The 25,481-nt window shown below is 52.5% G+C and carries 27 protein-coding genes; 7 read left to right on the plus strand and 20 right to left on the minus strand.

The annotated features are described in order from the left end of the window. Positions 1–34: 34 nt before the first annotated feature. On the minus strand, positions 35–1,492 hold the full coding sequence (locus IPM52_13675; protein ID MBK9292655.1) for a hypothetical protein: 1,458 nt from the start codon (positions 1,490–1,492) through the stop codon (positions 35–37). Continuing rightward, complete coding sequence (locus tag IPM52_13680) at positions 1,468–2,589, minus strand: helix-turn-helix transcriptional regulator (protein MBK9292656.1); 1,122 nt, start codon at positions 2,587–2,589, stop codon at positions 1,468–1,470. The genes IPM52_13675 and IPM52_13680 overlap by 25 nt, the downstream gene beginning before the upstream one ends. Here IPM52_13680 and IPM52_13685 point away from each other — a divergent pair. Continuing rightward, positions 2,570–3,007, plus strand: a complete 438-nt coding sequence (locus tag IPM52_13685) for a hypothetical protein (GenBank protein ID MBK9292657.1) — start codon at positions 2,570–2,572, stop codon at positions 3,005–3,007. The two genes, IPM52_13680 and IPM52_13685, sit on opposite strands and share 20 nt — an antisense overlap. A gap of 238 nt (positions 3,008–3,245) precedes the next feature. On the opposite strand, the gene rsxA is transcribed toward IPM52_13685, so the two are convergent. From rsxA to IPM52_13730, 9 genes are all read right to left on the minus strand, one after another. Further along, a complete protein-coding gene (rsxA, locus tag IPM52_13690; protein ID MBK9292658.1) occupies positions 3,246–3,818 on the minus strand; it encodes an electron transport complex subunit RsxA in 573 nt (190 codons plus the stop codon). 11 nt (positions 3,819–3,829) lie between these two features. After that, positions 3,830–4,408, minus strand: a complete 579-nt coding sequence (locus IPM52_13695; GenBank protein MBK9292659.1) for an electron transport complex subunit E — start codon at positions 4,406–4,408, stop codon at positions 3,830–3,832. Further along, positions 4,408–4,992, minus strand: a complete 585-nt coding sequence (locus IPM52_13700; GenBank protein MBK9292660.1) for an RnfABCDGE type electron transport complex subunit G — start codon at positions 4,990–4,992, stop codon at positions 4,408–4,410. Before IPM52_13700 ends, IPM52_13695 begins: the two co-directional genes overlap by 1 nt. A 20-nt stretch (positions 4,993–5,012) precedes the next feature. After that, on the minus strand, positions 5,013–6,014 hold the full coding sequence (locus IPM52_13705; GenBank protein ID MBK9292661.1) for an RnfABCDGE type electron transport complex subunit D: 1,002 nt from the start codon (positions 6,012–6,014) through the stop codon (positions 5,013–5,015). A gap of 8 nt (positions 6,015–6,022) precedes the next feature. Then, positions 6,023–7,357 (minus strand): electron transport complex subunit RsxC, encoded by a 1,335-nt coding sequence (gene rsxC, locus IPM52_13710; protein ID MBK9292662.1) that lies wholly within the window; start codon positions 7,355–7,357, stop codon positions 6,023–6,025. 14 nt (positions 7,358–7,371) lie between these two features. Beyond that, positions 7,372–8,331: a Fe-S cluster domain-containing protein gene (locus IPM52_13715; GenBank protein ID MBK9292663.1), complete on the minus strand. Its 960-nt coding sequence runs from the start codon at positions 8,329–8,331 to the stop codon at positions 7,372–7,374. A 356-nt stretch (positions 8,332–8,687) separates the two neighbouring features. Then, complete coding sequence (locus IPM52_13720) at positions 8,688–9,107, minus strand: SoxR reducing system RseC family protein (GenBank protein MBK9292664.1); 420 nt, start codon at positions 9,105–9,107, stop codon at positions 8,688–8,690. Next, positions 9,104–9,793, minus strand: coding sequence for an SDR family oxidoreductase (locus tag IPM52_13725; protein ID MBK9292665.1), 690 nt, complete (start codon positions 9,791–9,793; stop codon positions 9,104–9,106). Before IPM52_13725 ends, IPM52_13720 begins: the two co-directional genes overlap by 4 nt. Further along, positions 9,790–10,530 (minus strand): SHOCT domain-containing protein, encoded by a 741-nt coding sequence (locus IPM52_13730; protein MBK9292666.1) that lies wholly within the window; start codon positions 10,528–10,530, stop codon positions 9,790–9,792. Before IPM52_13730 ends, IPM52_13725 begins: the two co-directional genes overlap by 4 nt. Positions 10,531–10,666: 136 nt before the next feature. Between IPM52_13730 and IPM52_13735 the strand changes: the two genes are divergently transcribed. The 5 genes from IPM52_13735 (at position 10,667) to IPM52_13755 (ending at position 15,052) form a co-directional block, all read left to right on the plus strand. Beyond that, the gene (locus IPM52_13735; GenBank protein ID MBK9292667.1) at positions 10,667–11,104 is read left to right on the plus strand and encodes a DUF4783 domain-containing protein; all 438 of its coding nucleotides are present in this window, start codon (positions 10,667–10,669) and stop codon (positions 11,102–11,104) included. Then, a complete protein-coding gene (nadC, locus tag IPM52_13740; GenBank protein MBK9292668.1) occupies positions 11,101–11,949 on the plus strand; it encodes a carboxylating nicotinate-nucleotide diphosphorylase in 849 nt (282 codons plus the stop codon). Before IPM52_13735 ends, nadC begins: the two co-directional genes overlap by 4 nt. A 4-nt stretch (positions 11,950–11,953) precedes the next feature. Further along, entirely contained in the window at positions 11,954–12,928 is a 975-nt protein-coding gene (locus IPM52_13745; GenBank protein MBK9292669.1) for a YihY/virulence factor BrkB family protein, read from the plus strand. Continuing rightward, a complete protein-coding gene (locus tag IPM52_13750) occupies positions 12,918–13,952 on the plus strand; it encodes a glycosyltransferase family 4 protein (protein ID MBK9292670.1) in 1,035 nt (344 codons plus the stop codon). Before IPM52_13745 ends, IPM52_13750 begins: the two co-directional genes overlap by 11 nt. 110 nt (positions 13,953–14,062) lie before the next feature. Then, positions 14,063–15,052: an NAD(P)-binding domain-containing protein gene (locus IPM52_13755; protein ID MBK9292671.1), complete on the plus strand. Its 990-nt coding sequence runs from the start codon at positions 14,063–14,065 to the stop codon at positions 15,050–15,052. Position 15,053: 1 nt separating this feature from the next. Here the strand turns inward: IPM52_13755 and IPM52_13760 are convergent, their stop codons facing one another. The 7 genes from IPM52_13760 to rsmG all read right to left on the minus strand — a co-directional run bounded on the left by IPM52_13760 (position 15,054) and on the right by rsmG (position 23,200). Continuing rightward, positions 15,054–16,361, minus strand: a complete 1,308-nt coding sequence (locus IPM52_13760) for a glycosyltransferase family 4 protein (protein ID MBK9292672.1) — start codon at positions 16,359–16,361, stop codon at positions 15,054–15,056. After that, on the minus strand, positions 16,358–18,865 hold the full coding sequence (locus IPM52_13765) for a YfhO family protein (GenBank protein MBK9292673.1): 2,508 nt from the start codon (positions 18,863–18,865) through the stop codon (positions 16,358–16,360). The genes IPM52_13760 and IPM52_13765 overlap by 4 nt, the downstream gene beginning before the upstream one ends. A gap of 4 nt (positions 18,866–18,869) precedes the next feature. Then, a complete protein-coding gene (locus IPM52_13770; protein ID MBK9292674.1) occupies positions 18,870–19,121 on the minus strand; it encodes a DUF4834 domain-containing protein in 252 nt (83 codons plus the stop codon). 137 nt (positions 19,122–19,258) lie between these two features. Beyond that, entirely contained in the window at positions 19,259–19,405 is a 147-nt protein-coding gene (gene rpmH / locus IPM52_13775; protein MBK9292675.1) for a 50S ribosomal protein L34, read from the minus strand. Between the two features lie 157 nt (positions 19,406–19,562). Further along, positions 19,563–21,023: an aminoacyl-histidine dipeptidase gene (locus IPM52_13780; GenBank protein MBK9292676.1), complete on the minus strand. Its 1,461-nt coding sequence runs from the start codon at positions 21,021–21,023 to the stop codon at positions 19,563–19,565. 127 nt (positions 21,024–21,150) lie between these two features. Further along, the gene (locus IPM52_13785; protein MBK9292677.1) at positions 21,151–22,551 is read right to left on the minus strand and encodes an MFS transporter; all 1,401 of its coding nucleotides are present in this window, start codon (positions 22,549–22,551) and stop codon (positions 21,151–21,153) included. 25 nt (positions 22,552–22,576) lie between these two features. Beyond that, a complete protein-coding gene (gene rsmG, locus IPM52_13790) occupies positions 22,577–23,200 on the minus strand; it encodes a 16S rRNA (guanine(527)-N(7))-methyltransferase RsmG (GenBank protein MBK9292678.1) in 624 nt (207 codons plus the stop codon). Positions 23,201–23,475: 275 nt separating this feature from the next. Here rsmG and IPM52_13795 point away from each other — a divergent pair, with 275 nt between their 5' ends. Further along, a complete protein-coding gene (locus IPM52_13795; protein ID MBK9292679.1) occupies positions 23,476–24,306 on the plus strand; it encodes a glucosaminidase domain-containing protein in 831 nt (276 codons plus the stop codon). Positions 24,307–24,365: 59 nt separating this feature from the next. Here the strand turns inward: IPM52_13795 and IPM52_13800 are convergent, their stop codons facing one another. Together IPM52_13800 and IPM52_13805 are read right to left on the minus strand one after the other, a co-directional pair. After that, a complete protein-coding gene (locus IPM52_13800) occupies positions 24,366–24,899 on the minus strand; it encodes a DUF4920 domain-containing protein (GenBank protein ID MBK9292680.1) in 534 nt (177 codons plus the stop codon). Positions 24,900–24,902: 3 nt separating this feature from the next. Beyond that, positions 24,903–25,400: a cytochrome c gene (locus tag IPM52_13805; GenBank protein ID MBK9292681.1), complete on the minus strand. Its 498-nt coding sequence runs from the start codon at positions 25,398–25,400 to the stop codon at positions 24,903–24,905. Positions 25,401–25,481 lie beyond the last annotated feature (81 nt).

The following is a 25,481-nucleotide window of genomic DNA, read 5'->3' on the forward strand; positions in this document are numbered from 1 at the left end:
TTTGGTGGCAAAAGTAACCATTTCTGCACTTGCCTTATTGCCCTGATATGTCGCTCAGCTGAAGGTCGGGCACATGGGGTTTAAGTTCTTTAAACAGATCTTCCAACAGCTTTGCGCGGTGCGGATCGCGCCACAAATCGGCCGACGACTGCATGAGGCCAAGCCTCAGATCGTGTTCGTCAATCTGGCATTCCTTGTAGCGGGCCAGAGCATAAAACCACTGGAGGTAAGGGATATAGCCTGCCCTTGAGGCCCGCCCATGCTCGAGCCGCAACAGGTCGTATCTCTTTACGGTACGGATAATATCGCGGTATCGTTCAAGCCGCAATTGCGCCAGCAGCAGAGACGAAAAAAACAGGTGCCACCTGAACTGGAACAGCTCTTCGCGGCTGTCGTCGAGAAACTGCCTCGCAAAGGTCAGCGCCTGCGGGGCTTTGCCGTTGAATACAAGGCTTTGGATATAGAGCGAAGCAAAGCCAATGCGGTTGTGCGGACTGATGGCATTGCGGTATTCGCCCATGTGGGCGCGCAGCAGGTCGAGCGATTCGGCGTATTTTCCGCTCCGCAGCAACACGCTGCACAGGTTGGTCAGGTAAAACAGGAAGTCGCTGCCCTTGTGCCGCACCGACAGCCTGCCGTAATACAGAGCCAGCTCGTTGTCGTTCAGGCGCGAGTGCACCAGCAGGCGGTTGGCATAATAGTTTGCCAGAATCCGCCTGCTGTAAATGATGCCCTTGTGCATGAGCTGATCGAGTTGGGAATACAGCTCCAGCAGTTTGGCGTATTCCTTGTAATTGTAATACATAAATGTCAGGCGCACGATGGCATAGTATCTGTTCAGTCCATCGAGCGTGGCATCCTCAAAGATGTTGATCAGCCTTGTTTCCCATTGTCTTGAATCGACCGACGAGCGGGCATATTGGTCCACAATGTCGCGGGTGGCTTCGTGCAGTTCCTGGTTGATGGTCTTCGAGCGCAGCCAGGCTTCCCTGTTGGTTTCCAGGTAGTTGTTGGTGGCTCTGAGGTAGTTGTGCCGCATCCTGATGAGCAGGTAATAGCGGTAGTTTTGCACGAGCTCATAAAACCGCACAAAATAATAATCGGTTGTTCGGCTCACCCGGATCATGCGGAGCATCATTCGCTCATCTGCAGCATCCAGGGCGTCGGTCATGATTTTTTTGTCGAGTTCCGCCAGTTTTTCGAAGTATGCATCGGCATCGATGGCCAGGAGTTTTTCCTCAATCCATTTTTTCATGTACGAATAGTGGCGTTTGTCGATGCTGCGGTCGAATCCGGCAAAATGCTCCGGCTTCAGCACGGCCTCACGGAGCTGGCGGAGTATCGAGAGGTTTTCGCCGGTTTTAAACTGTTGGATATTTCGCAGGTATTCCAGCTCATGGGGCATAAGCCTGGCGGCAAACAGTGCGAACGACTCGCGCTGTGGGTTGCCCTGCGTTTCAGTGTTTTTCAGCTTTTCTGCTCTGCCAGCCATTCGCTGGGGGTTTTTCCGGTAAACGATTTAAACACCCTGTTGAATGTGGGCTTGCTGTTGAAGCCGCAGTTGTAGGCAATGCCAATCAGGCTGAGTTTTTTGCCCTCTTCGGTCAGGGCTTGTTGTTTGAATTCGTCCACGCGCCAGCGGTTGACAAACTCAAAAAAGTTCATCCCCATTTGTTGGTTCAGTAGTCCGGAGAGGCGTTGGGGCGGCTGTCCGACCATGCGTGCCAGCTGGGCCAGGGTGAGTTCGGGGTCGGTGTGGGGCTTTTTGGTTTCCATGAGCCGCAACAGGGCAGCCACTTCCCCCTGCTCCGGACTGGGTGTGGCAGTGGCGGATTCGTTCAGGCTGTCGAGGTCCACTTCGGGTTTGTTGCGCGTAAACACATCGCCCTGTCTGAACCCAAACCAGCCGAGGTAAATGGTGTAAACGGCAGCAAACAGGTAGCCGGTGGCCTGCAGGCTGCCATAAGGCATCAGGTTGAACAGGTAATCGGCAACATACAACAGGCTGATAAGCGCATAAAACACAATGGCTGCAATCAGCATCTGGCGAAGCCAGGCGGGGTCTTTGCCCTCCAGGTTGCCGTAATAACGTTCGAGCGTGGCGCGGTGCCTGCGCAGCTGAAACAAACAATACCAGTAATAGGCCTGCGTTGAAGCGAAAATCATGGCCACCACCACCGGAAACATCAATTGTTGCCTGAAAGCCTCTGTTTGTTCCTGGGCAATGCGTTGTTCGGCCGGAAGTACGTAGTTTTTAGCAACGAAAAGAACCAAAACCAGCACAAACGGCAGCAAATGAAGCAGATGCATTGGTTTCAGCTTCGATTGAGGGTGGGTGAGCAGGCGTACATACTGCCACATCAGTGGGCCGTGAAGTAAAATTGGCGGCGTGGAAGTGTGCAGAATAAAAGCAAAAGGATAGCCCGCCTCGCGGTTGACTACCTCGAGCAGGCCCAGTAGAATGGTGATGCCATTGACAAGAAAAACCACCGATAATGCTGAATCGGCGCGGCTTCTGTCCTTTTTGATCTGCAACAGCCAGGCCAGAAAAAACGCCATAAATGCGCCTATGGCCAGAAAAAACTCCATGACAGGACAAACTTTGATGTTGCAAAATAACCAAAATGCTCGCCTGCTCCGCAATTCAATGCTCAAAATAATACCCGCAAACCATGCCCTCGCCCTGCATCGTGAAAGTCATCATCCTTTGCCCGACATTTGTTTTCGTTTGGCTTTACCGGTACCAGGTCTTTACATGTTTGAGCAAAACAACCAAAACAGCAAAATATTTCTCCGCCACCGACAATTCTCTGCGCGAAATCAACATAGCGTTGTATATCAACTAAATATCTACTTCATTGGAGATAAGTCTGTCTCCGGACCTGAATCGAAACAGGAATGGGAGAATGCGCTGAAAGTTTTAAAGTTGTACCTTGGTGTTACTCATCACAAACTCAGCAAATACATGGCGGACGTATTTATTTATGTCAACCAACTTGAACAATAGAATTTTCACAAAGCAATTAAGCTTCAACAAAGAACTATTGGCGATGCAGCGCTTAAATCAAGCGTTTTTCCGCCCCGATCTATCCGCTGTGTCTAATACAGCGCTCCGCAATCTGCCACTGCCCTGAGCGGCTGACGGCTCATGAACCGCTGTAAACAAATTATCACACCCATCCTAAGAAAAAAAACCACCGGAGCAGCCGGTGGTTTTTTTTGTTTGTCGGTCAGACGATTATGTTTTACACCAGTCCTGTAAAGCCCATAAAGGCCAGGGCCAGGATGCCGGCTACCACCAGGGCAATGGGTACACCGCGCATGCCTTCGGGCACTTCCATCAGGTCGAGGTGTTCGCGAATGCCGGCAAAGACCACCAGCGCGAGCGAAAATCCTGCAGCATTGCCAATGGCAAAGGTGACGCCTTCGAGCAGGTTGAAATTTTTCTGGATGGTCAGGATGGCCACCCCAAGTATGGCACAGTTGGTGGTGATCAGCGGAAGGAAAACCCCCAGGGCCGAGTAGAGGGAGGGGCTTACCTTTTTCAGGATAATTTCGACCATCTGCACCAGCGAGGCAATAACCAGGATGAACACAATGGTCTGAAGGAACTGTATGCCAAGCGCCTGCAGCAGGTAGGTCTGGATAAGCCAGGTGACGATGGTGGCAACGGTCATTACAAAAAGCACGGCCCCACCCATGCCGGCTGCGGTGCTGAGCTTGTTCGACACGCCTACAAAGGGGCAGATGCCCAGAAACTGTGCCAGCACGATGTTGTTGATGAAGATGGCCGATATGATGATGATAATGTATTCCATGGCTGCAGTGTTTATTTGTTAAACTTCCGGCTGAGGGCAATCAGGTATCCCAAGGCGATGAAGGCTCCGGGGGCCAGCACAAAGACCAGCATAAGGTCGCCAGGGATGAGCTTGATGCTGAACAGGGCGCCGCTGCCCAGCAGCTCGCGCACCCCACCCAATATGGTTAGTGCAAGGGCAAAGCCCAGACCCATGCCCAGGCCATCAATCACTGCATCCGGCACCTTGTTTTTCGAAGCGAAGGCCTCGGCACGTCCCAGCACAATGCAGTTGACCACAATGAGGGGGATGAACAGGCCGAGCTGTTCGAAGAGCGCCGGCACATAGGCTTGCATCAGCAGTTCGACCATGGTCACAAACGAGGCGATGATGACGATGAAGGCCGGGATACGCACCTTGTCGGGGATCAGGTTTTTGATGGATGCAACCACCAGGTTCGACATCACGAGCACAAAGGTGGTGGCCAGGCCCATGCCCAGTCCGTTGATGGCCGAGGTGGTCACACCCAGGGTAGGGCACAGCCCCAAAAGGAGCACCAATACCGGGTTTTCTTTGATCAGGCCTTTGGTGAAGTTTTGCATTCTGTTCATCAGTGCTGTCCTCCCTGATTTTTGGTAAGTGTTTCGTGTGCATGAAGCACGGCATCCACAAAAGCCCGCGAGCTGATGGTTGCTGCCGTGATGGCATCCACCTCGCCCCCGTCTTTCTTTACCCTGATGTTGTTCGTTCCGGGATTTTTCCCTTTAAACTGCAGGCTCCAGTCCGATTTGTTTTGCTGCATCTTGTCGCCCAGTCCGGGTGTTTCTTTGTGTTCGAGTACGGCCGTATTGTTGATGGTGCCGTCGGGCAAAAAGCCCACCATCAGCCTTACCAATCCGCTAAAACCCTTGTTGGTGTAAGTGTTCACAGCCACGCCAACCAGTTGGTCGCCCTGGAAGGCGTAAAACAGGCTCAGGGAGTCGGTGCCGCGGGCGGAGATGGCTTTAGCTGCCTCGATGCGGTCGAATTCGGGCAACACCTGTCGTATGGCATCCTCCTGCTTTTTTTTCTGTGCAGCTTCGATGGGCGCTTTGGTGATGTTGTACACTGCCCCGAGGCTCAGTGCTGCCACCGAGGCCACAGCCAGCAGCACGATCACCATATTCAGAAAAGTGGATGCTAATTTCTTTGCCATTGTCTTAGTTTTTCAGTCGTTCAAGCGGTTGCTTTTCCAAAACGTTTGGGTTTCATCGTCATGTTGATGAGCGGTGTGAATGCATTCAAGATCAGGATGGCAAACGAGATGCCTTCGGGGTAGGCTCCCCACAGCCTGATGATGATGGTAAGCAAGCCTATGCCTACACCATAAACCACCTTGCCTTTCATGCTCATGGGCGACGAAACCATGTCGGTGGCCATGTAGATGGCGCCCAGCATCAGGCCGCCGGTGAACAGGTGAAATGCAGGTTCGATATAGTGTTGCGGGTCGATAAGGTGAAAGATGCCGGCAAACACATACACTGTGGCAATGATAGAGACCGGCACCTGCCAGTCGATCACCTTACGGATGACCATAAAGATGCCGCCGAGGATCAGGGCCATGGCCGACATTTCGCCCAGCGAGCCGCTCATATTGCCGGTAAGCCTGTCGATGTAATCCGGCATATGCGGGTCGGCCATGATCTGGTCGATGGTTTTCCCTGCGCCAATGCCTTCTTTGAGGATGCCCAAGGCAGTCGGGCCGGTGATGGCATCGGTAAGCTGGGGAGCAAACAAAGGTTTGGGCACCGGCCACGAGGTCATTTGCACCGGGAAGGAGATGAGCATAAACACACGTCCGACCAGGGCAGGATTGAAAGGGTTGCGGCCCAGCCCGCCAAACGACATCTTGCCGACGCCAATGGTTACCAATGCGCCAATTACCAATATCCACCAGGGCAGGTTGGCGGGCACATTAAAGGCCAGCAGCACCCCTGCGACCACTGCAGAACCGTCGTTGATGGTGAGTGGTCCTTTGATAAGGTATTTCTGTATCAGCCATTCGAAAAATACACAGGCGGCTACCGAGATGGCCAGCACGCGGATGGCATCAAAGCCGAAGAAATATACCGACACCAGCATGGCCGGCACCAGGGCAAGCACCACGGTGTACATGATTTTGCTGACGCTCTCGTCGCCATGCACATGGGGTGAGCCGGAAATGATCAGTTTGCTCATGCGTGTTCTTATTTTCGGTTTCTTATCAATTGACCTGTGCGGAATTTACCCAGCCTCAGGTAGTCGAGCAGCGGAATGTTGGATGGACAGGTAAACTGGCACGATCCGCATTCGATACAGTCCATAATCTGCTCACGTTCAGTGTCTTCGTATCGTTCGAGCTTCGAAAGCCTGGCCAGCAGGTAAGGTTCGAGACCCATGGGGCATACGGTAGTGCATTTGCTGCAGCGGATGCAGGCCTGGGGTTCTTTGCGGCTGCTCAGCTCGCGGGGCATGATCAGGATGCCCGATGAACCTTTGACGACAGGCACTTCGGGTGTGGTCATGGCCTTGCCCATCATAGGGCCGCCGTTGATGATTTTTCCGCTGTTTTCGGGCATGCCGCCAGCAGCCTGGATAAGGGCCGAAACTGGGGTGCCAATGCGAACCAGGAAATTGGATGGTTTCGTTAGCCCGAGACCGGTTACGGTGACCACCCGTTCGATCAGCGGTTTGTTTTTGGTCACGGCTTCGTACACTGCAAAGGCGGTGCCCACGTTCGAGACCACGCAGCCCACTTCGATGGGCAGTTTGCCTGAGGGGACTTCGCGATTTACAAGGGCTTTAATGAGTTGTTTTTCACCGCCTTGCGGGTATTTTACTTTCAGTGCCTGCACGCTGATTCCGGGGTGTGCGAGGGCCATGGCAGCCAGGTGGGCTATGGCGTCGGGTTTGTTGTTTTCGACCCCGATGATGGCTCGTTTCACCTCGAGGGCAATCATCATCAGCCGGATGCCCTGCATGATTTCCTGTGCTTTTTCGAGCATCAGCCTGTGGTCCGAAGTCAGGTAGGGTTCGCATTCCACACCGTTGATGAGGAGGTAGTCGGCTTTTTTGCCCGGCGGCAGCATGAGTTTGACATGTGTGGGGAAGGTGGCGCCCCCCAGCCCTACAATACCGGCTTCTTTCACTTTGGCGATGATTTCGTCGCGGCTGTAATCGAGCCGGGTAACCAGCTCATTGGTGGGATTGATGCCTTCGGCCCACTTGTCTTCGCCGCTCACCTCAATATAAATGGCGGGCCGCCTGTAGCCTGAGGTGTCGGTGGCTTCATCCACTTTCACCACCTTACCTGTGGCAGGAGCGTGCAGGTTGGCCGAAATGAAGGCTTCGGCCCGAGCAATGAGCTGGCCTGTTTTTACCTCATCACCTTTTTTGACGATGGGTTTTGGCGGAGCGCCCAGGTTTTGGCCGAGTGGCACAACGAGCTGGGCTGGCAGAGGCAGGTTCACGATGGGCGCATTGGCCGACAGCTTGTGCTCCTCAGGATGAACGCCGCCCAGTGCAAATGTCTTTAGTTTCATAGGTTCTGAAGGTCTTATGCGGTGGGTTCGGACGGTTGATCAGTCTGGCCGGCATCGGGCTTGGGTTTCACCACCCTTTCGGCTTTGCGTGCGGCTGCGGCTTCGGCGGCCACAGCGCCATCGCCGGTTTCTACTTTAAGCTTCCGTGCCGGGAAATTGATCTCGTGAATGGCATTGGTAGGACACACCTCCACGCATTTGCGGCAGAGTTTGCATTTTTCGGGGTCAATATAGGCCAGGTTATCGGCCATGGTGATGGCATCGAAGGGGCACACCTGGAAACATTTGGAGCAGCCTATGCAGGCCACCTCACAGTTTTTGCGGGCAATGCCTCCTTTGTCCTTGTTGACGCAGCTCACAAAGATGCGGCGGTCTTTCTTGCCGCGTGGCCTGAGCTCGATGATGTTGCGTGGACAGGCTTTGACACAGGCGCCGCAGGCCACGCATTTGTCGTTGACCACCGGCAGACCGGTCACAGGATCCATATGGATGGCATCGAAATCGCAGGACGCCACGCAGTCGCCCAGGCCAAGGCAGCTGTACTGGCATCCGCCTTCGCCCCCAAAAAGGTTGTGTGCAAAGGCACAGGACGAAGCGCCTTCGTAAGTCACCCGCGAAGGGTGATTGGTATGGCTGCCGTTGCAACGCACCACTGCAATCTGAGGTTCCTGCTCGGCAACTTCGAGTTCAAGTAGCGCTGCCACCTGCTTCATCACGGCATTGCCGCCCACCGGGCAGTTCAGCCCGTCGAGGCTCTGGCGCTCGCTCGCCGATTTGACGCAGACCTCAGCAAAATTGCGGCAGCCCGGATAGCCGCATCCGCCACAATTGGCCTTCGGAAGCACCTCGTCCACCTGGTCAATGCGGGGATCTTCGATGACTTTGAACTTCTGAGCTACAAAGTAAAGTATCACTGCCATCACTCCACCTAGCAGGCCGAGCAAAAGCAATGCGTTGATAATGATATCGTTCACGGCTCTGGATGTTTGGTTACACAATCCGGCGCTGTTTACTGTTCACGCGTAAACAGCAAAGCAAAAATAGGAAGTTTGGCAGGATAGCTATATAATTCGATCCTGCACAAAAAGGGTGGATAATAGCTTGTAAATCAGTAAAATACAAAAACTGTTTTGCATGACATTTTTCATATGTCAAGCAAAACAGATTGATAATCAGTAGGCTGGAAAATTGTTTAGAAGTGTTCTAAATTAACAGATTATCAGCAATTTAGAACATATATAAATATAAGCATGTATGCCGGAGGGTGAGTGGCGACGGGCTGTTCACTGTTCGCATACACGCAGGGGACTAACGACCAGGCGCCGTTTGCTTACCTGGCATAGAAAACAAAGGTTTTGTCCAACCTGTTCCGGTTGAGATAAAGGATCAGGTAATATGGCACAAGCGAAGCCAATGCGATCAACGCCGCTTTGCCTTCGCCAAAACCAAGGCTGGTGAGCCCGAACAGCAGGACCATCAGCAGCAGGAAAGGCAGGATATACCCGAAAAAGACCGCCAGGTTGCCCAGGTTCTTACGCATATAAACCGTCACCTGCTGGCCTTCGGCGTAGCTCATGCCCGGTGTTTTGAGCGCATCAACTTTTTTTTCTTCCATATCGGCCATGGTGCATGCCCCTTTGGCATGGCAGCCACTGCATGCCGATTTCGACAGCACCATCACTTCCACATGTTTTTCGTGCACTTTGGTCACGATGCCGGGATGTTCGATGAGTTCGGTTGTTGTTGTCATGGGGTAGAAAGCGAGACGGGTAATATTTTGCCGTTGAAATACTTATGGCCGTTGATTGCGAACCATGCCACAAAATCGGCCATTTCGCCTGCCGAAAGCGGGGCCTGATAGCCCGGGAAGGCTTCGTTCAGCATCTCGGTCTGGGCTGCTCCGGGGGCCAGGCAGTTCACTTTGATGCCTTTGGGCCTGAGTTCCTCGGCCAGGCATTCGGTGAGTATGGCCAGGGCGCCTTTGCTTGCGCTGTAGAGCGAGAGTCCGGGAAACTTGGCGCTGCCCTGAAATCCTCCCATGCTGGCGATGTTCAGGATGTGCGCTCCGGAGGATAGCTGGTTCAGGAGTGTGCGGGTGATGGTGAAAGGGGCTTTGGTATTGACCTGAAAAAGGCGGTCGAAGTCTCGCTCATCAAGCTGTTCGAATGGTTTGTTGATCAACAGTCCGGCATTGTTGACCAGCAGGTCAAGCTGGCCGAAATGTGCCTCAACGGTTTGGCGGAGCAGGTGTTCAAAACCAGGTTGTTCCAGGTCGAGTTGCAGGGGGATCAGATTACCCTGAAAGTTTGATTGGGCCAGCAGTTCCAGTGGCGCCACATTGCGCGAGGCGGCGATCACCCGGTGATGCAACTGCAAAAAGCGGATAACAAGCTCATAGCCAATGCCTCTGCTGGCGCCGGTAAGTACGATGTTCATGGATTGGGCGTGTTGTTGAGTCTGCTGCGTTCGAGCTGGCGGTTCATTTGTTGCACATCCACAGCGCTTATGGTGAGCACACCGTTTTCGTCCACCGTGATGGAAACGTTGATGGGGGCATCATTCTTGAAAGGTTCGAAATTCATGTAGGCAATTCCCTTGAGCGGGGTGCTACCAAACTTTTCCGAAATTTCGCGGGCTTCCTGAAAGTCTTTGCTCAACGGGATACGTGCCTGACGGGCAATACGCTCAGCTTCCTTCATGGCTGTCTGGTAGTCGCCATTGTAAACCAGCAACAGGGAGTTGAAGCCTTCGTCGGGATTGCTCACCGAGGTAATCTGTGAGAAAGCCTGATCAAGCTGCATGCCGTTGGGTGTGCTCAGCCCCAGCTCGATGGCCCATCCCGGCAGGTCGGTGATGTTTGGGTTTGTGTTGCCTTTGGACAAGGCCCTGCCATAAGTGTCTTTGACCATGCTGGTTTTGCGCCTGAATTCTTCGTCGCTGATTTCGCCTGCCGCACGCTGTTTTTCAAGCTGGTCCAATTCGTCCTGCATGGCCTCAAGCAGCTTTACCTGCTGGCCCAGGTTGTCCATCTGGCTGTTAAAACTTTTCAGCTCACGCTCAAATTTTTCGGTTTCCGATTCCTGTTTCGGTGGTTCGCACGCCACCAACAAAACGATAAGAATAAGCAGCGATAATTTAGCTAAATACTTGATAATAAGATTGAAATGTGGCATGATACCTGGGCTTTTCAGTTTTCAAAATTAGGTTTTTTAGCTGTGCCCCGGGGAAAATACATGTCAGCAACATGGGGCTATTCTGAAAAAGGGTATGAATTTTGCTTGAATGCATGCGGACAATCCTCTGCAAAACATGCTAATTTTACTGCGCAAAATAAAAATTTACATGCGTTTTGCCCGCATTTTGCTGCTCTGGGTGGCGGTAATGATTTCTGTAAAGGATATTTCAGCGCAGCTGACTACTTCCGGTGGACAGACGGGCTGGGTGAAGCTGATGCTTCAGTCGGATGCCCGGAAGTTGCTCAACCACATGTCGCCCATGGTAGAGGTGGATCTGCCCACGCATCGCGGAGCATTGAATCACAATCAGTTGCAGGGCACTCTCGCCGGTTTTTTCAGGCAATACCCGCCCAAGGCCATCACCATTGACCAACAGGGGGCACTCAACCACCGCAACGACTTTTTTATTGGGACTTATACAAGCGGCGAGCAAAACTACCGGCTATACATTCAGGCCGAAAAGCAGGACGACGGACACAAGATTTTTTTCCTCAGCATACAGCCGAAATGACGCCCGAGAACCAAATTGATCATCTGATATCACTGGCCATTGCCGAAGATTTTGGCGATGGCGACCATACCAGCCTTGCCACCATTCCTCCGGATGCCATGGGTAAGGCATTTTTGCTTGTGAAGGAACCCGGAGTGCTGGCAGGCGTTGAGGTGGCCCGAAAAGTTTTTCAGAAGGTAGATCAGAATATTGTTTTTGAGCCCTACATGCACGACGGTCAGGAGGTGCAACCCGGCGACCGTGCTTTTGTGGTAAGCGGGAGTGCGCGGTCCATACTTTCGGCTGAGCGGCTCGTGCTCAACTACATGCAACGCATGAGCGGAATTGCCACGCGGACCAGGGAATACGTCAGGCTCATCGCAGGCACCCGGGCCAGGCTGCTCGACACCCGAAAAACCACCCCGAACAACCGCATCTTCGAAAAGATGGCGGTGGCCATCGGCGGAGGCCTCAACCACCGTTTCGGCTTGTTCGACATGATGATGATCAAAAACAACCATGTGGACTTTGCAGGAGGCATTGCCAAAGCCATCCTTGCTGCACGCACCTACCTCGAAGTGAATGGAAAAAACCTCGACATCGAGGTGGAAGTGCGCAATTTCGATGAGCTGCAGTCCGCTTTGCAATGTGGCGGTTTCCGGCGCATCATGCTCGACAATTTCAGTCCTGCCGACCTGCGCAGGGCGCTGCAAATGATTGGTGGCCGGTATGAAACTGAGGCTTCCGGCGGCATCACTGCCGGCAACATTGCCGAGTATGCCTTCACAGGTGTCGATTACATCTCGGTGGGTGCACTCACCCATCACATCCGCAGCCTCGACATGAGCCTGAGGGCAATCACCTGAACGCATGGGATACAGGGATTATTACCAGCGGATTGCAGCCGCCGCAGAGGGTCTGATCGGGCGCTACGTGCACCACAAAGCCCGCCTCAACAACTTTCTCAGTCGGATAAAATTGCCCGGATTTGGCGGAATCAGCCTCCAGCAGGTGCTGAGCCTGTATGCACGGGGCTTGTTCGAGGGTGCGGTGTCGCTCCGGGCTTCGGCAGTGGCTTTCAACTTTTTTCTGGCCATCTTTCCATTCATCCTTTTTTTGTTCACCCTGATTCCATATGTGCCGGTCAAAGATTTTCAATCCAACTTGTTCCAATTGCTGGCCGGGGTGATACCGTCCGACACCTTTGCCATGGTCGAAAGCACCATCTATGGCATCATCATGAAGCAAAATAGCAGCCTGCTTTCGTTGAGCTTTTTCCTCACCTTTGTGTTCAGCACCAATGGCATAAGCGCCATCATCGATGGCTTCAATGCCAGCATGCACACCACCGAAACACGTTCGTGGATTCAGCAACGGCTGCTGTCGTTTGTGCTGGTCATTGTGCTTTCGGTTATGCTTATCCTTGCCATCGCATTGCTCACCACAGGGGGGTATATCATCGATTGGTTAATCCAAAAGAACTGGATCAGCGGACAAATTACCATACTGGCGCTATGGCTTGTCAAGTGGCTGGTTTCCATTGCCCTGGTGTTTTTTAGTACTTCCATACTTTATTACTTCGCCCCGGCAAACCGCAAGTATTTTTATTTTTTCAGTCCGGGCGCTATTCTGGCAACTGTGTTGCTGCTGTTTGGCACCCTGGGCTTCAATTACTACATCACGAATTTCAGCAGCTACAATGCCCTTTATGGCTCCATCGGAACACTTATCATCCTGCTGATGTGGATTTTCTTTAATGCGTACATACTTTTGATTGGCTACGAACTTAATGCCAGCATCATGCGCGCAAAGCGCTCATTTGAAAACCAGACCAATGAAAGCTGAGCTGGCGCCTGTACTGATGGTCGAGCTGCACGCATCCACCTTTGTGAAGCGGGATGAGGATTTGATTCGCACATTTGCTCCGGTGAAAGTGTTTAGGTTCAGGCGCAGGAAAGGACCGGGCATCTTGTGGGATTTGCTGAGGTTAAAGGTGTTTCTTTTGAGGAACATCTGGCAAAGCAGCTTGATATACGTGTGGTTTGCCGATTTTCATGCGGTGCTTCCGGCGCTTTTTGCCCGCCTCACCGGGCGAAAGTGCGTGGTGGTGATTGGTGGTGTGGATGCGGCTTATCTGCCTGAATACAAATACGGTACGAAGACCCGCCTGCCCGGACGCCTGAGTTTGTGGCTCACCGTGCGGCTTGCGCATCGCCTGTTTGCTGTTTCACATTTTACCCTCAATCAGTTGCAGCGCAATGTGTCGGCCTGTGCTGCCGCAAAAGCTGTGGTGGTGCACAATTGCTACACGCCTGAGGCCATTGTTGTGCCGCAACCGCAAAACCGCAGTCTGGTGCTTTGCGTGGCCATGGCCCATTCACGCAATACCATTTATATAAAAGGTGTGGACGTGTTTATGAAGGCGGCTTCGCTTTTGCCTGAACTCAGTTTTAAGGTGGTGGGGCTAAGTGGCGAGGCCCTGGCCGAGGCAAAACGTATGGCCGCACCCAATGTGAACCTGACCGGGCCGGTTTCATTCGACGAATTGAAGCAGATCTATCTTCGCACCAGGGTGATCTGTCAGTTCTCGCGTCAGGAATCCTTTGGCATTGCTTTGCTCGAGGCGCTGGCCTTTGGTTGTGTCCCCGTGATTGCCAATCGTTGCGGTCCGGCCGAAGTGTTTGCAGGTTCCGGTGTGCCCGCCATAGACCAATACGAACCCGGGCAGGCTGCAAGCGCTATACGTGCCGCCCTGCAGATGACCGGGGCGCAACTCAGCGACATTCAGCAAAGGGTGTTGCCTCGCTTCGACTGTGCCAAACGACAAAGGCGCCTCAGGGAGGAGATTGAACTTTTGTTGAGTAAATAAGCTGCTGTTTATCAGTTTTTTGAGATTTCAGCTGACAAAATAGCCCGCTGATCGGCCATCGGGCAGGCTTGATTTTTTGTCGTAAATTCGCCCCCGCCAAAACGGAAAGAATGAAACAGCCCTATAATCAGCATATTGTATTTATTGGCAGTGGCGCTATTGCCACGGCCCTGGGCAATGTGCTGGCTTCCGACGAGGATTACGAGGTAGTGTTGTTGTCGCAGGAGCCAGAGGTGATCGAATCTATCAATACGGAGCATGTCAATGCGTCATATTTCCCGAATATTCAGCTCTCGCCTTTGCTCAAAGCCACGGATGACAAACAGGTTTTGCAATCGGCCGATGTGGTATTTCTGGCCATACCTTCAGTGGCGGTGGTTTCGTACCTTGATGCGCACAAAACCTTGCTTTCACCTGATGCAGTGTTGGTCAACCTGGCCAAAGGCTTTGGTCCGGAGCGCAGCCTGCTTCCCGATGCCATAGGCGCAATCGTGCCAAACAAACTGGTTTCGCTCAAAGGGCCTTCGTTTGCACGTGAAATTCTGAACCGTCAGCCCACGGCGCTCACCGCTGCTTCTGTTCATCACGACACCCTCGCGCTCATGAGCGAGTTGTTCGACAACAGCCCGGTTTATCTGGACTTCAGCAACGACATCCGCGGTGTGGAATATGCCAGCATCCTGAAAAACATCTACGCCATTGTGATCGGCATAGTGGATGCAAACTTCGATTCACCCAATCTGCGTTCGCTGGTCATAGCCCGGTGCATCAACGAGATGCGCAGCTTGCTGGTGCGTTTTGGCGGAAAGGAACAAACCATCTTCAACTACTGTGGTTTTGGCGACTTTTCGCTCACCGCACTCAACGACCTGAGCCGCAACCGCACCCTCGGATTGCTTATCGGCAAGGGATTTTTCACCCACGGCATCAGCGAAAAGGTTGTGCTCGAGGGAAGGATAGCAACCAATGTTTTTTATGAGCTGCTTGCCGGTATGGGGCAGGACGAATCTGACTATCCTATTGTGGCTGAACTCTATAAGGTGTTCAATTCGGCCTACGATATCAAGAAATTTGTAAAAAACATCCTCGAACGGAGCTGATTTATTTCTTGCTGACCAGCCGGTCGAGCAATTCAGCCATGCGCTTTGTCAATGCCCTGCGCGAATACTGTTCGATATTGACCGAGGGCCAGGCGTCGCCGCTTTTGAACCAGTGGTAGGCTTCAGTTAATGCCTGTTTCAGGGTTTCCACCTCGCCAAAAGGCACCACCCAGCCGGCTTTGGTTTGCCGGATGATTTCGGCCACATCGCTTTCGGGCGGACAAAGGGCCAGGATGGGCCTGCGGGCTGCAAGGTATTCGAACACCTTGCCTGTCAGGATATATGGCGCATTGTCGATGCGGTTGATGCTTAGCAGCAGGACGGCTGCCGATTGCTGTTGCACGGGTACTTCGGTATGGGGCACATAACCTGTAAGTTTCAGGCAATCTTCCAGGCCGTGTTTTTTGATGTCGGATAAAATGCCGGCATCAGTCTTTCCCAGAAAATGCAGTTTGAGGTTGTGGTTAAATTCAGCATCTTCTTTGCGCATCTCCTGCAATACCGGCCAAAGTTCCGAGGGATTCTGGTCGGGCAGAAAAATTCCGGAATACATGATTGTAAAACCGGCAGGTTTGATGTCGCCTGTGGCCGGCAGGTCGGCCTCGTCGTATCCGTTGGTAATCACCTCCACGGGGGTGGAGGTGAGCCGGCCGTAGTCCTTCTGCATGGTTCTCCCCACTGTCACAAGCAAGTCGCTGTTTTCCATGCACTCCCGCTCCATCCGTTTGTGGCGTTTCAGTGCCGTTTTTCCTACCCTGAGCTTATCGAAATAGTAGATGCCTGTCCACGGGTCTCTGAAATCGGCCAGCCAGGGCAGTCCGGTTCTGGCTTTGAGACCAAGACCAATCCTGTGCAACGAGTGCGGCGGGCCGGTAGTTACGATGGCATCCACAGGGTGCTCGCGGAGGTATTTTGTAAGGAACCTCACAGATGGTTTAATCCAGCACATGCGGGCATCGGGTACAAAAAGGTTGCCGCGGATCCACACCGAGAGCTTCTGGCTCAGGCTTTGGTATTCGTTGGTATCCGACTGCAAAAAGCCGTGCTGGAATTTTGCATTACGGGATTTACCTGTAAACAGGTTATAAAGTTGGTAAGGTTCGAAGATCCTGGTTTTCAGTATTTCCAGCTCATCAGGTACGTCGCGGAGCAGCGAGCTGTCTTCATAAGGCATCTCAGGATTGGCAGGGGTGTAAACGACGGGTTCCCAGCCGAATTCGCGCAGGTATTTCACGAATTTCAGCCAGCGTTGCACCCCCGAGCCTCCCGAGGGCGGCCAGTAGTAGGTGATGATCAGGACCCTTTTCATGCCTGATTTTGGCGCAGTTGTCTGACTTTGGTGAACAACCAGCCCAAAAGCAGCAAAATCAGCAGGCCTGAGGAGGCCAGCGAGATGGCCTGACCGGTTCGCCAAACTTTGGGTTCAAACTTCATCTCCACCTGCGATTCGCCGGCAGGCAACCTCAAACCACGCAACACATAATTGGCCCGGATCAGCGGCTTTTCCTCACCGTTCACATAAGCTTTCCAGCCGGCGGTGTACCAGATCTGGCTGAAGACCACAAACGACTCCTTCTCAAGTTCGGCTTTGTAAACCAGGTGATTAGGTTCATAACTTAGGAGTTCGACCTTCCCGCTGAGGCTATCGGAGGCGGGCAGGCCTGCAAGCAGTCCCTCAAATTCCCGGTGCACGATGGCAACCTTATCAAGTTGATGTTCGCTGATGGCGTCAATCTCGTTGTTTGGATTATCCACCCACACCAGCGAATGCACCGGCCAGGCATCGCCGTAAGCGTAGGGGTTGGTGATGGGAGAAGCGTCGGGGTTGAAAATGATGTATCTGGTATTGAGCATGTTGAGTGCCTGCCAGTCGCGCATAGTTTGCTGAATCGAGGCCAGGGTAGGGTTGTTGTTGAGCGTGCGGGCAATGGCTGATATCTCTGGTTGAAGGTGATGTTCAATCAGATCCTGATAGCGTTGCAGTTTGGCGCCATGGTACCCTCCTACCGAATGATGGAAATAGGAGGCTGTGGCATCGTTGAAAGTGCTGTGGGTCAGATCGAGCACGCGCTCATTGGGTTGTTGCCTTTGCAAGATTTCGCGGTTGGCTGTGGTGGCCTCAAAAGGATTTTCGAATTTACGGCGGGGGATAAAGTCGCTGGCATTCAGGTAGCGTGTATCCACAGGCACCATATCGAGCAACACCAGCACGGTTAGGGCTGCTGTGAGCCATTGTGCTTTGATTTTTTGTCTGGTGAAAGCGAAAATCAAGGCGGCGGAGAGGGTAATGAACAGGAAGCTCCGTATGGCATCTTTTTTGAAGATGGCCACACGCACTTTTTCGAGCTCCTGCATGAACAGGTTCACCTGACCGGCATCGGCGGGGTTTTCCTGCCGGAGGCGGGCAAACTGCTCGAGTTCGTATTGGCTGAAAAAGTTGAAAAACACTGTGGGCATCAGGAAGAACAACAGCGCCAGGCCGCCCGTAGCGCCATACGCGATATACAGCCATTTATTTTTCTGACCGAGCAGCCCGGGATTTTTATACACTTCCCACAAAGCCAGAAATCCGAGCAGCGGCATGGTGAGGTCGGCAATCACCAGCGTCATCGACACTGCCCTGAACTTGTCGTAACCGGGCACATAATCGAGGAAAAAGTTGGTAAATGGCATGAAATTCTTTCCCCAGCTAAGCAGGATGGAGAGGATGGTTCCGGAAAGCAGGATCCATTTGTACCTGCCTTTGACCACAAACAGTCCGAGCACAAAGAGGAACACCACTATGGCTCCGGTATAAACCGGGCCTGAGGTGCCGGGTTGGTCGCCCCAGTAGGCATTCTGCTGAGCTAACGCACGCCTGAACTCCCGGCTGGCCTGGTCGAGTGCAGGATGGTCGGAGCCGATGGCTTTGGTAGCTCCGCCTTTGGCATTGGGGATCATCAGCGACCAGGTTTCGCCAATGCCGTAACTCCAGTGGGTGATATAGCTTCGGTCGAGACCTTTGGTCTGGTCTTCCACGTTCTTCGTAAGCACTGGTTTGCCCCGCATGCTTTCTTTGCCGTACTCCCAGGTTGCGTAGAGGTTGGTGCCCACCGTAAGCGCTGCGACGATGGCGGCCGTGAGCAGCACGCCAAAGGCCTTGAAGAACTGTGGCAGTGTTTTGAATCGGATGGCATCAGCCAGTTGAAATATACCCAGCACAACCACCAGCAACAGAAGGTAATAAGTGATCTGCAGGTGATTGGCCTCGAGCTGGAGGGCCAGGGCGATGGCTGTGAGCAATCCTCCTTCGGCATATTTGCCTCTGAATGCCAGGATGATGCCGGCCAGAACAGGCGCCATGTACCCGATGGCATTGGCTTTGGAACTATGACCGGCATTGAGTATGATGAAAAAATACGACGAAAAGCCAAAGGCCAGTGCACCGGCAATGCTGAGCCAGGGATCCACACGCATCACCAGCAACAGGATGTAAAATCCGAAAAAGTACATGAACACGGTCGAAGCCGGATAGCTCATCCCAAGGTTGATCACCTTTTTCACATGCCTAATCAGGTTGCCGGTGTAAACCACAGAGATCTGCCAGGAGGGCATGCCGCCGAACATCGAATTGGTCCAGAGCGGTTCCTTTCCTGTTCGTTCCCTGAAGTCGCTGATTTCTTTCGACATGCCTTTGTACATGGCGATGTCATGTTGTTCAATCTGTTTGCCTTCGAGCAGTGGGTGAAGGTAGGCAAAAGTGACCATGACAAAAACCAGGATGGCTGTATAGAAGGGCCAGCCCGACCTGAGTAACTGGGGCAGTTGCTTCATCTGATTAGGGTTTATCGTCTTTAATTTCTTCGAAATCAACATATTCTCCAACGTCATCAAGCTTTCCGGATTTGTTCTTTTGTGGCGGGTTGAAGTCGGAGGTTTGGTTTTGGTGATATTGCTGCTGTTGCTCCATATGTCTGGCCATGCGTTTAATCCATCGGCGCAGGAGCCAGGGCAGGAGGTAGGTAAAACCCAGCCTGAGGAGGTAGATTCCCAGGATAAAGTAAAAGAGAAAAGTCAGGAATTGTTCCATAAAGTTTAAAAAACGGGCTGTGGCAGCCTCGCGAAATTAAAACTTATTATCGGAGCATGAAGCCTGAGGCACAAAAACAACGAAGGCAATGGATGTACCATCGCCTTCGGTAAGTCTTTATGTTGAAAACGCAGGGATTATCTTTCGTCAGAAACTGTAAGTTTTTTTCTTCCCTTGGCCCTTCTTGCCTTGAGCACGCGGCGTCCGTTTGCAGTGGACATGCGTTCCCTGAACCCGTGTTTATTTCTGCGCTTCCTGTTCGACGGCTGATAAGTACGTTTCATGGTGTCTTATTTTGGGAGTGCAAAGGTAGGGATTTATTTCATACCACCAAACTGTACCTGCGATTTTTTGCAAAAATATCTTGTAATCAGTGTGTAAAAAGCAGGCGCGCTGCCGTGAACCCGGGCCACGGCAGCGCGCGTGAAAGCGATGTGCGGACTAGTTTTTGGCCGGAATATGTTTCAGGGTTTCCACCAGGTAATCCCAGAACAGGCCTACGGTGCCGATATGCACTTTTTCGTCGGGCGAGTGGGGGTGCCTGATGGTGGGGCCAAACGAGATCATGTCCCAATGCGGATAGGCGCCTGCGAGGATGCCGCATTCCAGTCCGGCATGAATCACCTTGACTTCCGGGGTTTTGCCGTATTTGTCGGCATACACCTTTTTCATGGTGGCCAGGATGGGCGAGTTCACGTTTGGTTTCCAGCCGGGATAATCGCCCGAAGAGTATGCATGTGCACCTGCATCGGAAAATACCTTGCGGATGTTTACGGCAAGTCGGGCTTTGCTGGCATCGTCGGAGCTGCGTTGCAATGTGGCGATGATGATTTTATCGCCGCTGCTCTTTACGATGGCCAGGTTAGTTGAGGTTTCGACTACCTCGGGCATATCCGGCACCATGCTGATCACCCCATTGGGGCAGCGTGCCACGGCCTCAAACAGGCCTTCCTGTGTTTTGGCGTCAATCACCTTTTCGGGCAGTTCGGCGGACTGGGCGGTAATGCTGAGCCCAGGGTCGGCTTCCTTAAATTCCTCTTTCGAAATGGCTTCGAATTCTTTGACAAAAGCTTCAAAGTCATTCGCATGGCTTTCGGGCACAACCACGGTGGCAAAAGCTTCGCGTGGGATGGCGTTGCGCAGGCTGCCGCCTTCGATCTCGCTCAGGCGGAGGCCAAACTTATCGGCTGCCATGAGCATGAGGGTGTTCAGAATTTTGTTGGCATTTCCGCGTCCCAGATGTATATCGAGACCCGAATGGCCGCCTTTGAGGCCTTTCACAGCCAGCTTGTATGCCTTGCTTCCTGCGGGCACCGGCTCAGATTGCGGGCTGAATTCTCCGGTGGTGTCCACCCCGCCGGCACATCCGATATACAACTCACCTTCGTCTTCCGAGTCCATATTGAGCAGGATTTCGCCTTGGAGCAATCCGGGTTTAAGCATTTTGGCGCCGGTCATGCCGGTTTCTTCATCAATGGTGAAAAGCGCTTCCACAGGGCCGTGGGCTATGTCGGTCGATTCGAGCACAGCCATGGCAGCAGCCACACCTATGCCGTTGTCCGAACCCAGGGTTGTGCCGTTGGCTTTGAGCCATTCACCGTCCACTATAGTTTCGATGGGGTCGTTTTCGAAGTCGTGGGCTGTGCCGGCATTCTTTTGCGGCACCATGTCGAGGTGGGCCTGCAACACCACACCGCGCATATGTTCGCAACCGGGGGTGGCCGGTTTGCGGATAATCACATTGCCAACTTCATCCACAATGGTTTCCAATCCAAGTTGTTCCCCGAATTCTTTCATGAAGCTGATGATGCGGCCTTCTTTCTTCGATGGGCGCGGTATCTGGGTCAGGCTGTAAAAGTGCTTCCAGACATTTTTAGGTTCAAGATCAGTGATTTTTGTCATTTCGCAAATATTTAAATGTTTTTAGGGGCTAAAGATACGTTTTTTGACTGTTGCGCTTTGCGTAAACCGGCAAAAGCAAAAACCGCCCCGGTTTTCGGGGCGGTTGAAGGCATCAGGTGATGAAATTTCAGTTTTTCTTGTTAGGCAGGTCGAGGCCGTAACCACGTTGTTTGTCCACAACGCGCAGCACCACCGACATGATCATGGCCAGCACGCCAAAGCCCGCAAAAATGAGTTCGGGCACGGTGTAATCGTACCTTGCGTTGACATCGCCTGCAGCAATGGCTTCGGCCACACCAGGATTGGCCGCACTCAGTGCCCAGCCGATGAGGATAGGCACGGCCAGCAATCCGATATTCTGAATCCAGAAGGTGAGCCCGTATGCCGAACCCAGATAGCGGTCTTCAACAATCTTGGGAATGGATGGCCACATCGAAGCCGGCACAAGCGAGAAAGCAATGCCAAGGATGACAATGGTGCCGTAGGCCACCGGCTGGGTGAAACTGGCAGCAGGCACAAGGGCAAAAATCAGGTGCGAAACGGTGAGCAAGATCGAGCCGTAGAGCATCATGGTTGCGCCCAGACCTTTGCGGTCGAGAAAAGCGCCGATAAAAGGAGTGAGAATCATTGCCCCGATGGGGAAAAACGAAAACATGGCTGCTGCATCTTTAATAGGTATGTCGAGTTTGGTCGATAGCATGTCGGTGGCAAACTTCTGGAATGGGAAGATGGCCGAGTAAAACAGCACACAAAGGCTGGCAATGGCCAGAAAGCCGGGATTGCGCAGGATGAGTCCGAGGTCGCTCACACGGAAAGCTTCTTCGGGTTCCACGGAGGCATCTTCGCCTATCTCGCGGTCGAGTTTCAGATCCATGAAGGTGTAAATCAGTGCGGTGAGGAAACCAACCATCAGGAATGCCACGCCATAGAAAATGGCTCCGGTCACGCCGCTTTGCTCAGCAAAAATGGGCGAGAGCCTGAATACGGCAAAAACGCCAAGACGGGCAACTGCCATCTCAAGTCCCATGGCCAATGCCAGTTCCTTGCCTTTGAACCACTTAACGATGGTTTTGCTGACGGTTATACCGGCCATTTCAACACCGACCCCAAAAATGGCAAAGCCAAAAAATGCGAGCTTGGCGCTGGCAGGTACAGCTGTCCAGAAACCGTTGAGCCAGGCGTGTAAACCTGTTGCTGCAAAGCTGTCGGTGAGCGCATAGTATTTGATGAATCCGCCCAGCACCATGGCAATTGTTGCGGTGAGAATAGTGAAACGGATGCCCATCTTATCGAGAATGATGCCCGAGAGGATGAGGAAAAACGCGAAAACGTTCAGGAAAAACTCCGATCCGCCAAGCATGCCAAAAGTTTCGGGCGACCAGCCGTGATTGCGCTCGAGCAGGCTTTGCAGGGGCGCTGCCACATCGACAAAAAAGTAGGCAAAAAACATGGTGAGCGAAATCAGGGCCAGCACAATCCAGCGTGCGGTTTTGGATTCGCGCAGCGATTTTTTGATGGTTTCAGTCATTTTGTGTGGTTTTTGGGTGTTTGAACTAAAATATATGAATAAGAAGTTTGGTTTCGAACCAGGGTTCTTCGAACCAGTCTTTAAGTGCGTAAGTGTTGGCGATGACTTTGCGGGGCAGCTGCCGGATTTCGTTTTCCACCTCACCACCCTTGAGATAAATGATGCCATTGGCCTTGTTGTTTCGCCCCGACCGGGTATATTTGTCGTGCACCCAGCCATATAGCTCAGGCAAAGTGGTTACTGCCCTGCTCAGGATAAAATCGAATTTCATGTCAAGCCCTTCAGCCCTTGCCTGAATGGCTTCCACATTGCTGAGCTCCAGTTTTTTAGCGACTTCGCCGACGGCCTTGATTTTTTTGCCGATACTGTCCACAAGGGTAAAGTGGGCTTCGGGAAACATGATGGCCAGGGGAATGCCTGGAAATCCGCCTCCGGTGCCCACATCGAGCAGGCGTGTGCCCGGAACGAACTGCACAAAACGCGCAATAGCCAACGAATGAAGCACATGACGTTCGTAAAAATGGGCCATGTCTTTGCGCGAAATGAGATTGATACGGGCGTTCCAATCCTCGTAAACGGGCAAAAGGGCTTCGAACTGTTGCTGTTTTGTGGGTTCAAGTCCCGGAAAATACTTCCTGATCAGCTCCATGCAGTGATGGTTTTCAAAAGCGCGTAAAGGTATAAAATCGTTCGTTTCGGCTGTTTCACACTTTTTAATAACAATACCGTGTCAGTAAGTGCTTGCCAGCCTGGCCTGCAATATTTCTGCGATTGTGTAGTTTTGGCCATGTCAGGAGATTGCCCATGAAAAACGTTTACCTCTTATTGTCTTTCTTTTGTCTTTATTCAGCTGCTCCTGTTTTGGCGCAATGGCCTGCTGCGGATCAATATATCAACCGCTTCAGTGAGATAGCCATGCAAAAAATGCGTGAGTACCACATACCGGCTTCCATCACCCTTTCGCAGGGTATCCTGGAATCGGGCAGCGGCAGCAGTGTGCTGGCCCGCGAAGCCAACAACCATTTTGGCATCAAGTGTCACAGAGGCTGGGAAGGAAAAACCTTTTATGCCGACGACGACGAGAAGAATGAGTGTTTCCGGGCCTACGACAATCCTGAGCAGTCGTTTCACGATCATTCCCTGTTTCTTACCACCCGTCCGCGCTATGCGCCGCTTTTCGAGCTGGATGTGATGGACTACAAGGGCTGGGCCTATGGGTTAAGCAAGGCAGGCTATGCCACCAATCCCCGCTATCCGGAGCTGCTCATACGCATCATTGAGCGCCATCAGCTATACCGTTTCGACAGCCTGGCCATGCGCAGCATCGAGGCCACTCCACCACTGGTGGTGCACAAAGACGACCACCGTTTTCTGCCTGTCAGTCCTTCGCAGTATGAAGTGGTTGGTAAATCAAAGCTGGGCAGGTTCATCTTTGAAAACAACCGCCGTAAGCTTGTCTTTGCACGTGAGGGCGACAAGGTAGCCTCTCTGGCATCGGAGTTCAATATCTACAGCTACCAGATACGTAAATACAATGAGCTTTCGAAGAATGAGGAGCCCGAACCTGGTCAGATGATTTATCTTCAGAAAAAATCCCGGCGTTCGCACAAGCACCGGACGCATGTGCTGCGCGAAGGTGAAAGTCTGCACGGAGTGTCGCAGCAGTATGGCATCCGCCTGCATCGCCTCCTCAAAATGAACGACCTTCACGAAGGATCGGAAGTGAAGCCGGGCACTGTGCTTCGCCTCCGATAAAATGAAAAAAGGCTGATGCGTCGGGGCATCAGCCTTTTGTGTGTTTATTCAGCCGGGCTTCAGATCGAGGGTGCTTCCTCCTCAATGATCACACCCAATGCTTCAATAGTATATTGCCATGCGTCTTCGGTGATGCTGTCGATGTACTCCTGCGGACGACCGGCATCTTCTGCATAATGACGGAGCAACTCGGCGCTGATGAGTTCGCGCTGGGCCGTTCCCTGCACCCATGCCATCTTTCCGGCAGCATCCATGGGCACGTAAAACTCATGGTCTTTCATGTTGACCTGGATGGTTTCGCCATTGCCCAGGTCAAGCGTAAGCCAGCAACCGGTGTGCTGACAAACCTCAACGATTTTGCCGTAAACCTTGACTTCGATCGGGTTGTCTTCGCTGATCAGCCCGGCAATCTCGGCCACTGGCACGGCGCCATCTTTGGTGATGGCTTCGCCGAAGCTACCTGTTGAAGGCAGCGCTTCGGTGGCATGGTCATGGTCGTGGTCGTGATCGTGGCTGTGGCGGTTTCCGCTGCAGGAAAAGAGCAACGGAAAGCTGATGAATGCAAGGATTAGGGTTAACTGATTGATTTTCATGGCTTATCTTGGGTTGATGGCAACTTTCTTGGCTTCTTCCAGCGAAATATAGCCCAGATCGTTGCCAAAATGATTAGCCACATAGTTGATCACGGCAACGGCTTCCTCATGGGTGTCCACCTGGTGCGGCATGGGTGCATTGTATTGTACACCTTTAATTATACTGCCACCAGGAGCGCCATTCAACACCTGGTTGATGGCAGCCAGTTTATCGTTGCGCAGCAAATCGGAATCCACAAGCGAGGGGAATGCACCGGGAATGCCTTGTCCATTAGCCTGATGGCATGCGATGCATTTTTCGTTAAAGATTTTTTCGCCGAGGGCAAAGTCTTTTTCGGGGCTTACCTGTTCAACTACGGCTGTTTCTTCCTTGGTTGCCTGTTCCTGCTGGGCGCTCTGCTGGCCGCCGCCGCAGCTGCTGAGGGCAAATGTCAGCATGAGCGATGCCGACAGAAGGGTAAAGAAATTTTTCTTCATGGTCTGGTGATTTTTGGTTTTCATTTGCGGTGCAAATTTAGGTTATTTTGAATGTTTCTGAATTGTGGGCTGAAAGATTTCAGCATCATCTATTGTTAGCGTTTA

Source organism: Bacteroidota bacterium (assembly GCA_016715945.1).
Taxonomy (GTDB): Bacteria; Bacteroidota; Bacteroidia; order Bacteroidales; family F082; genus JALNZU01.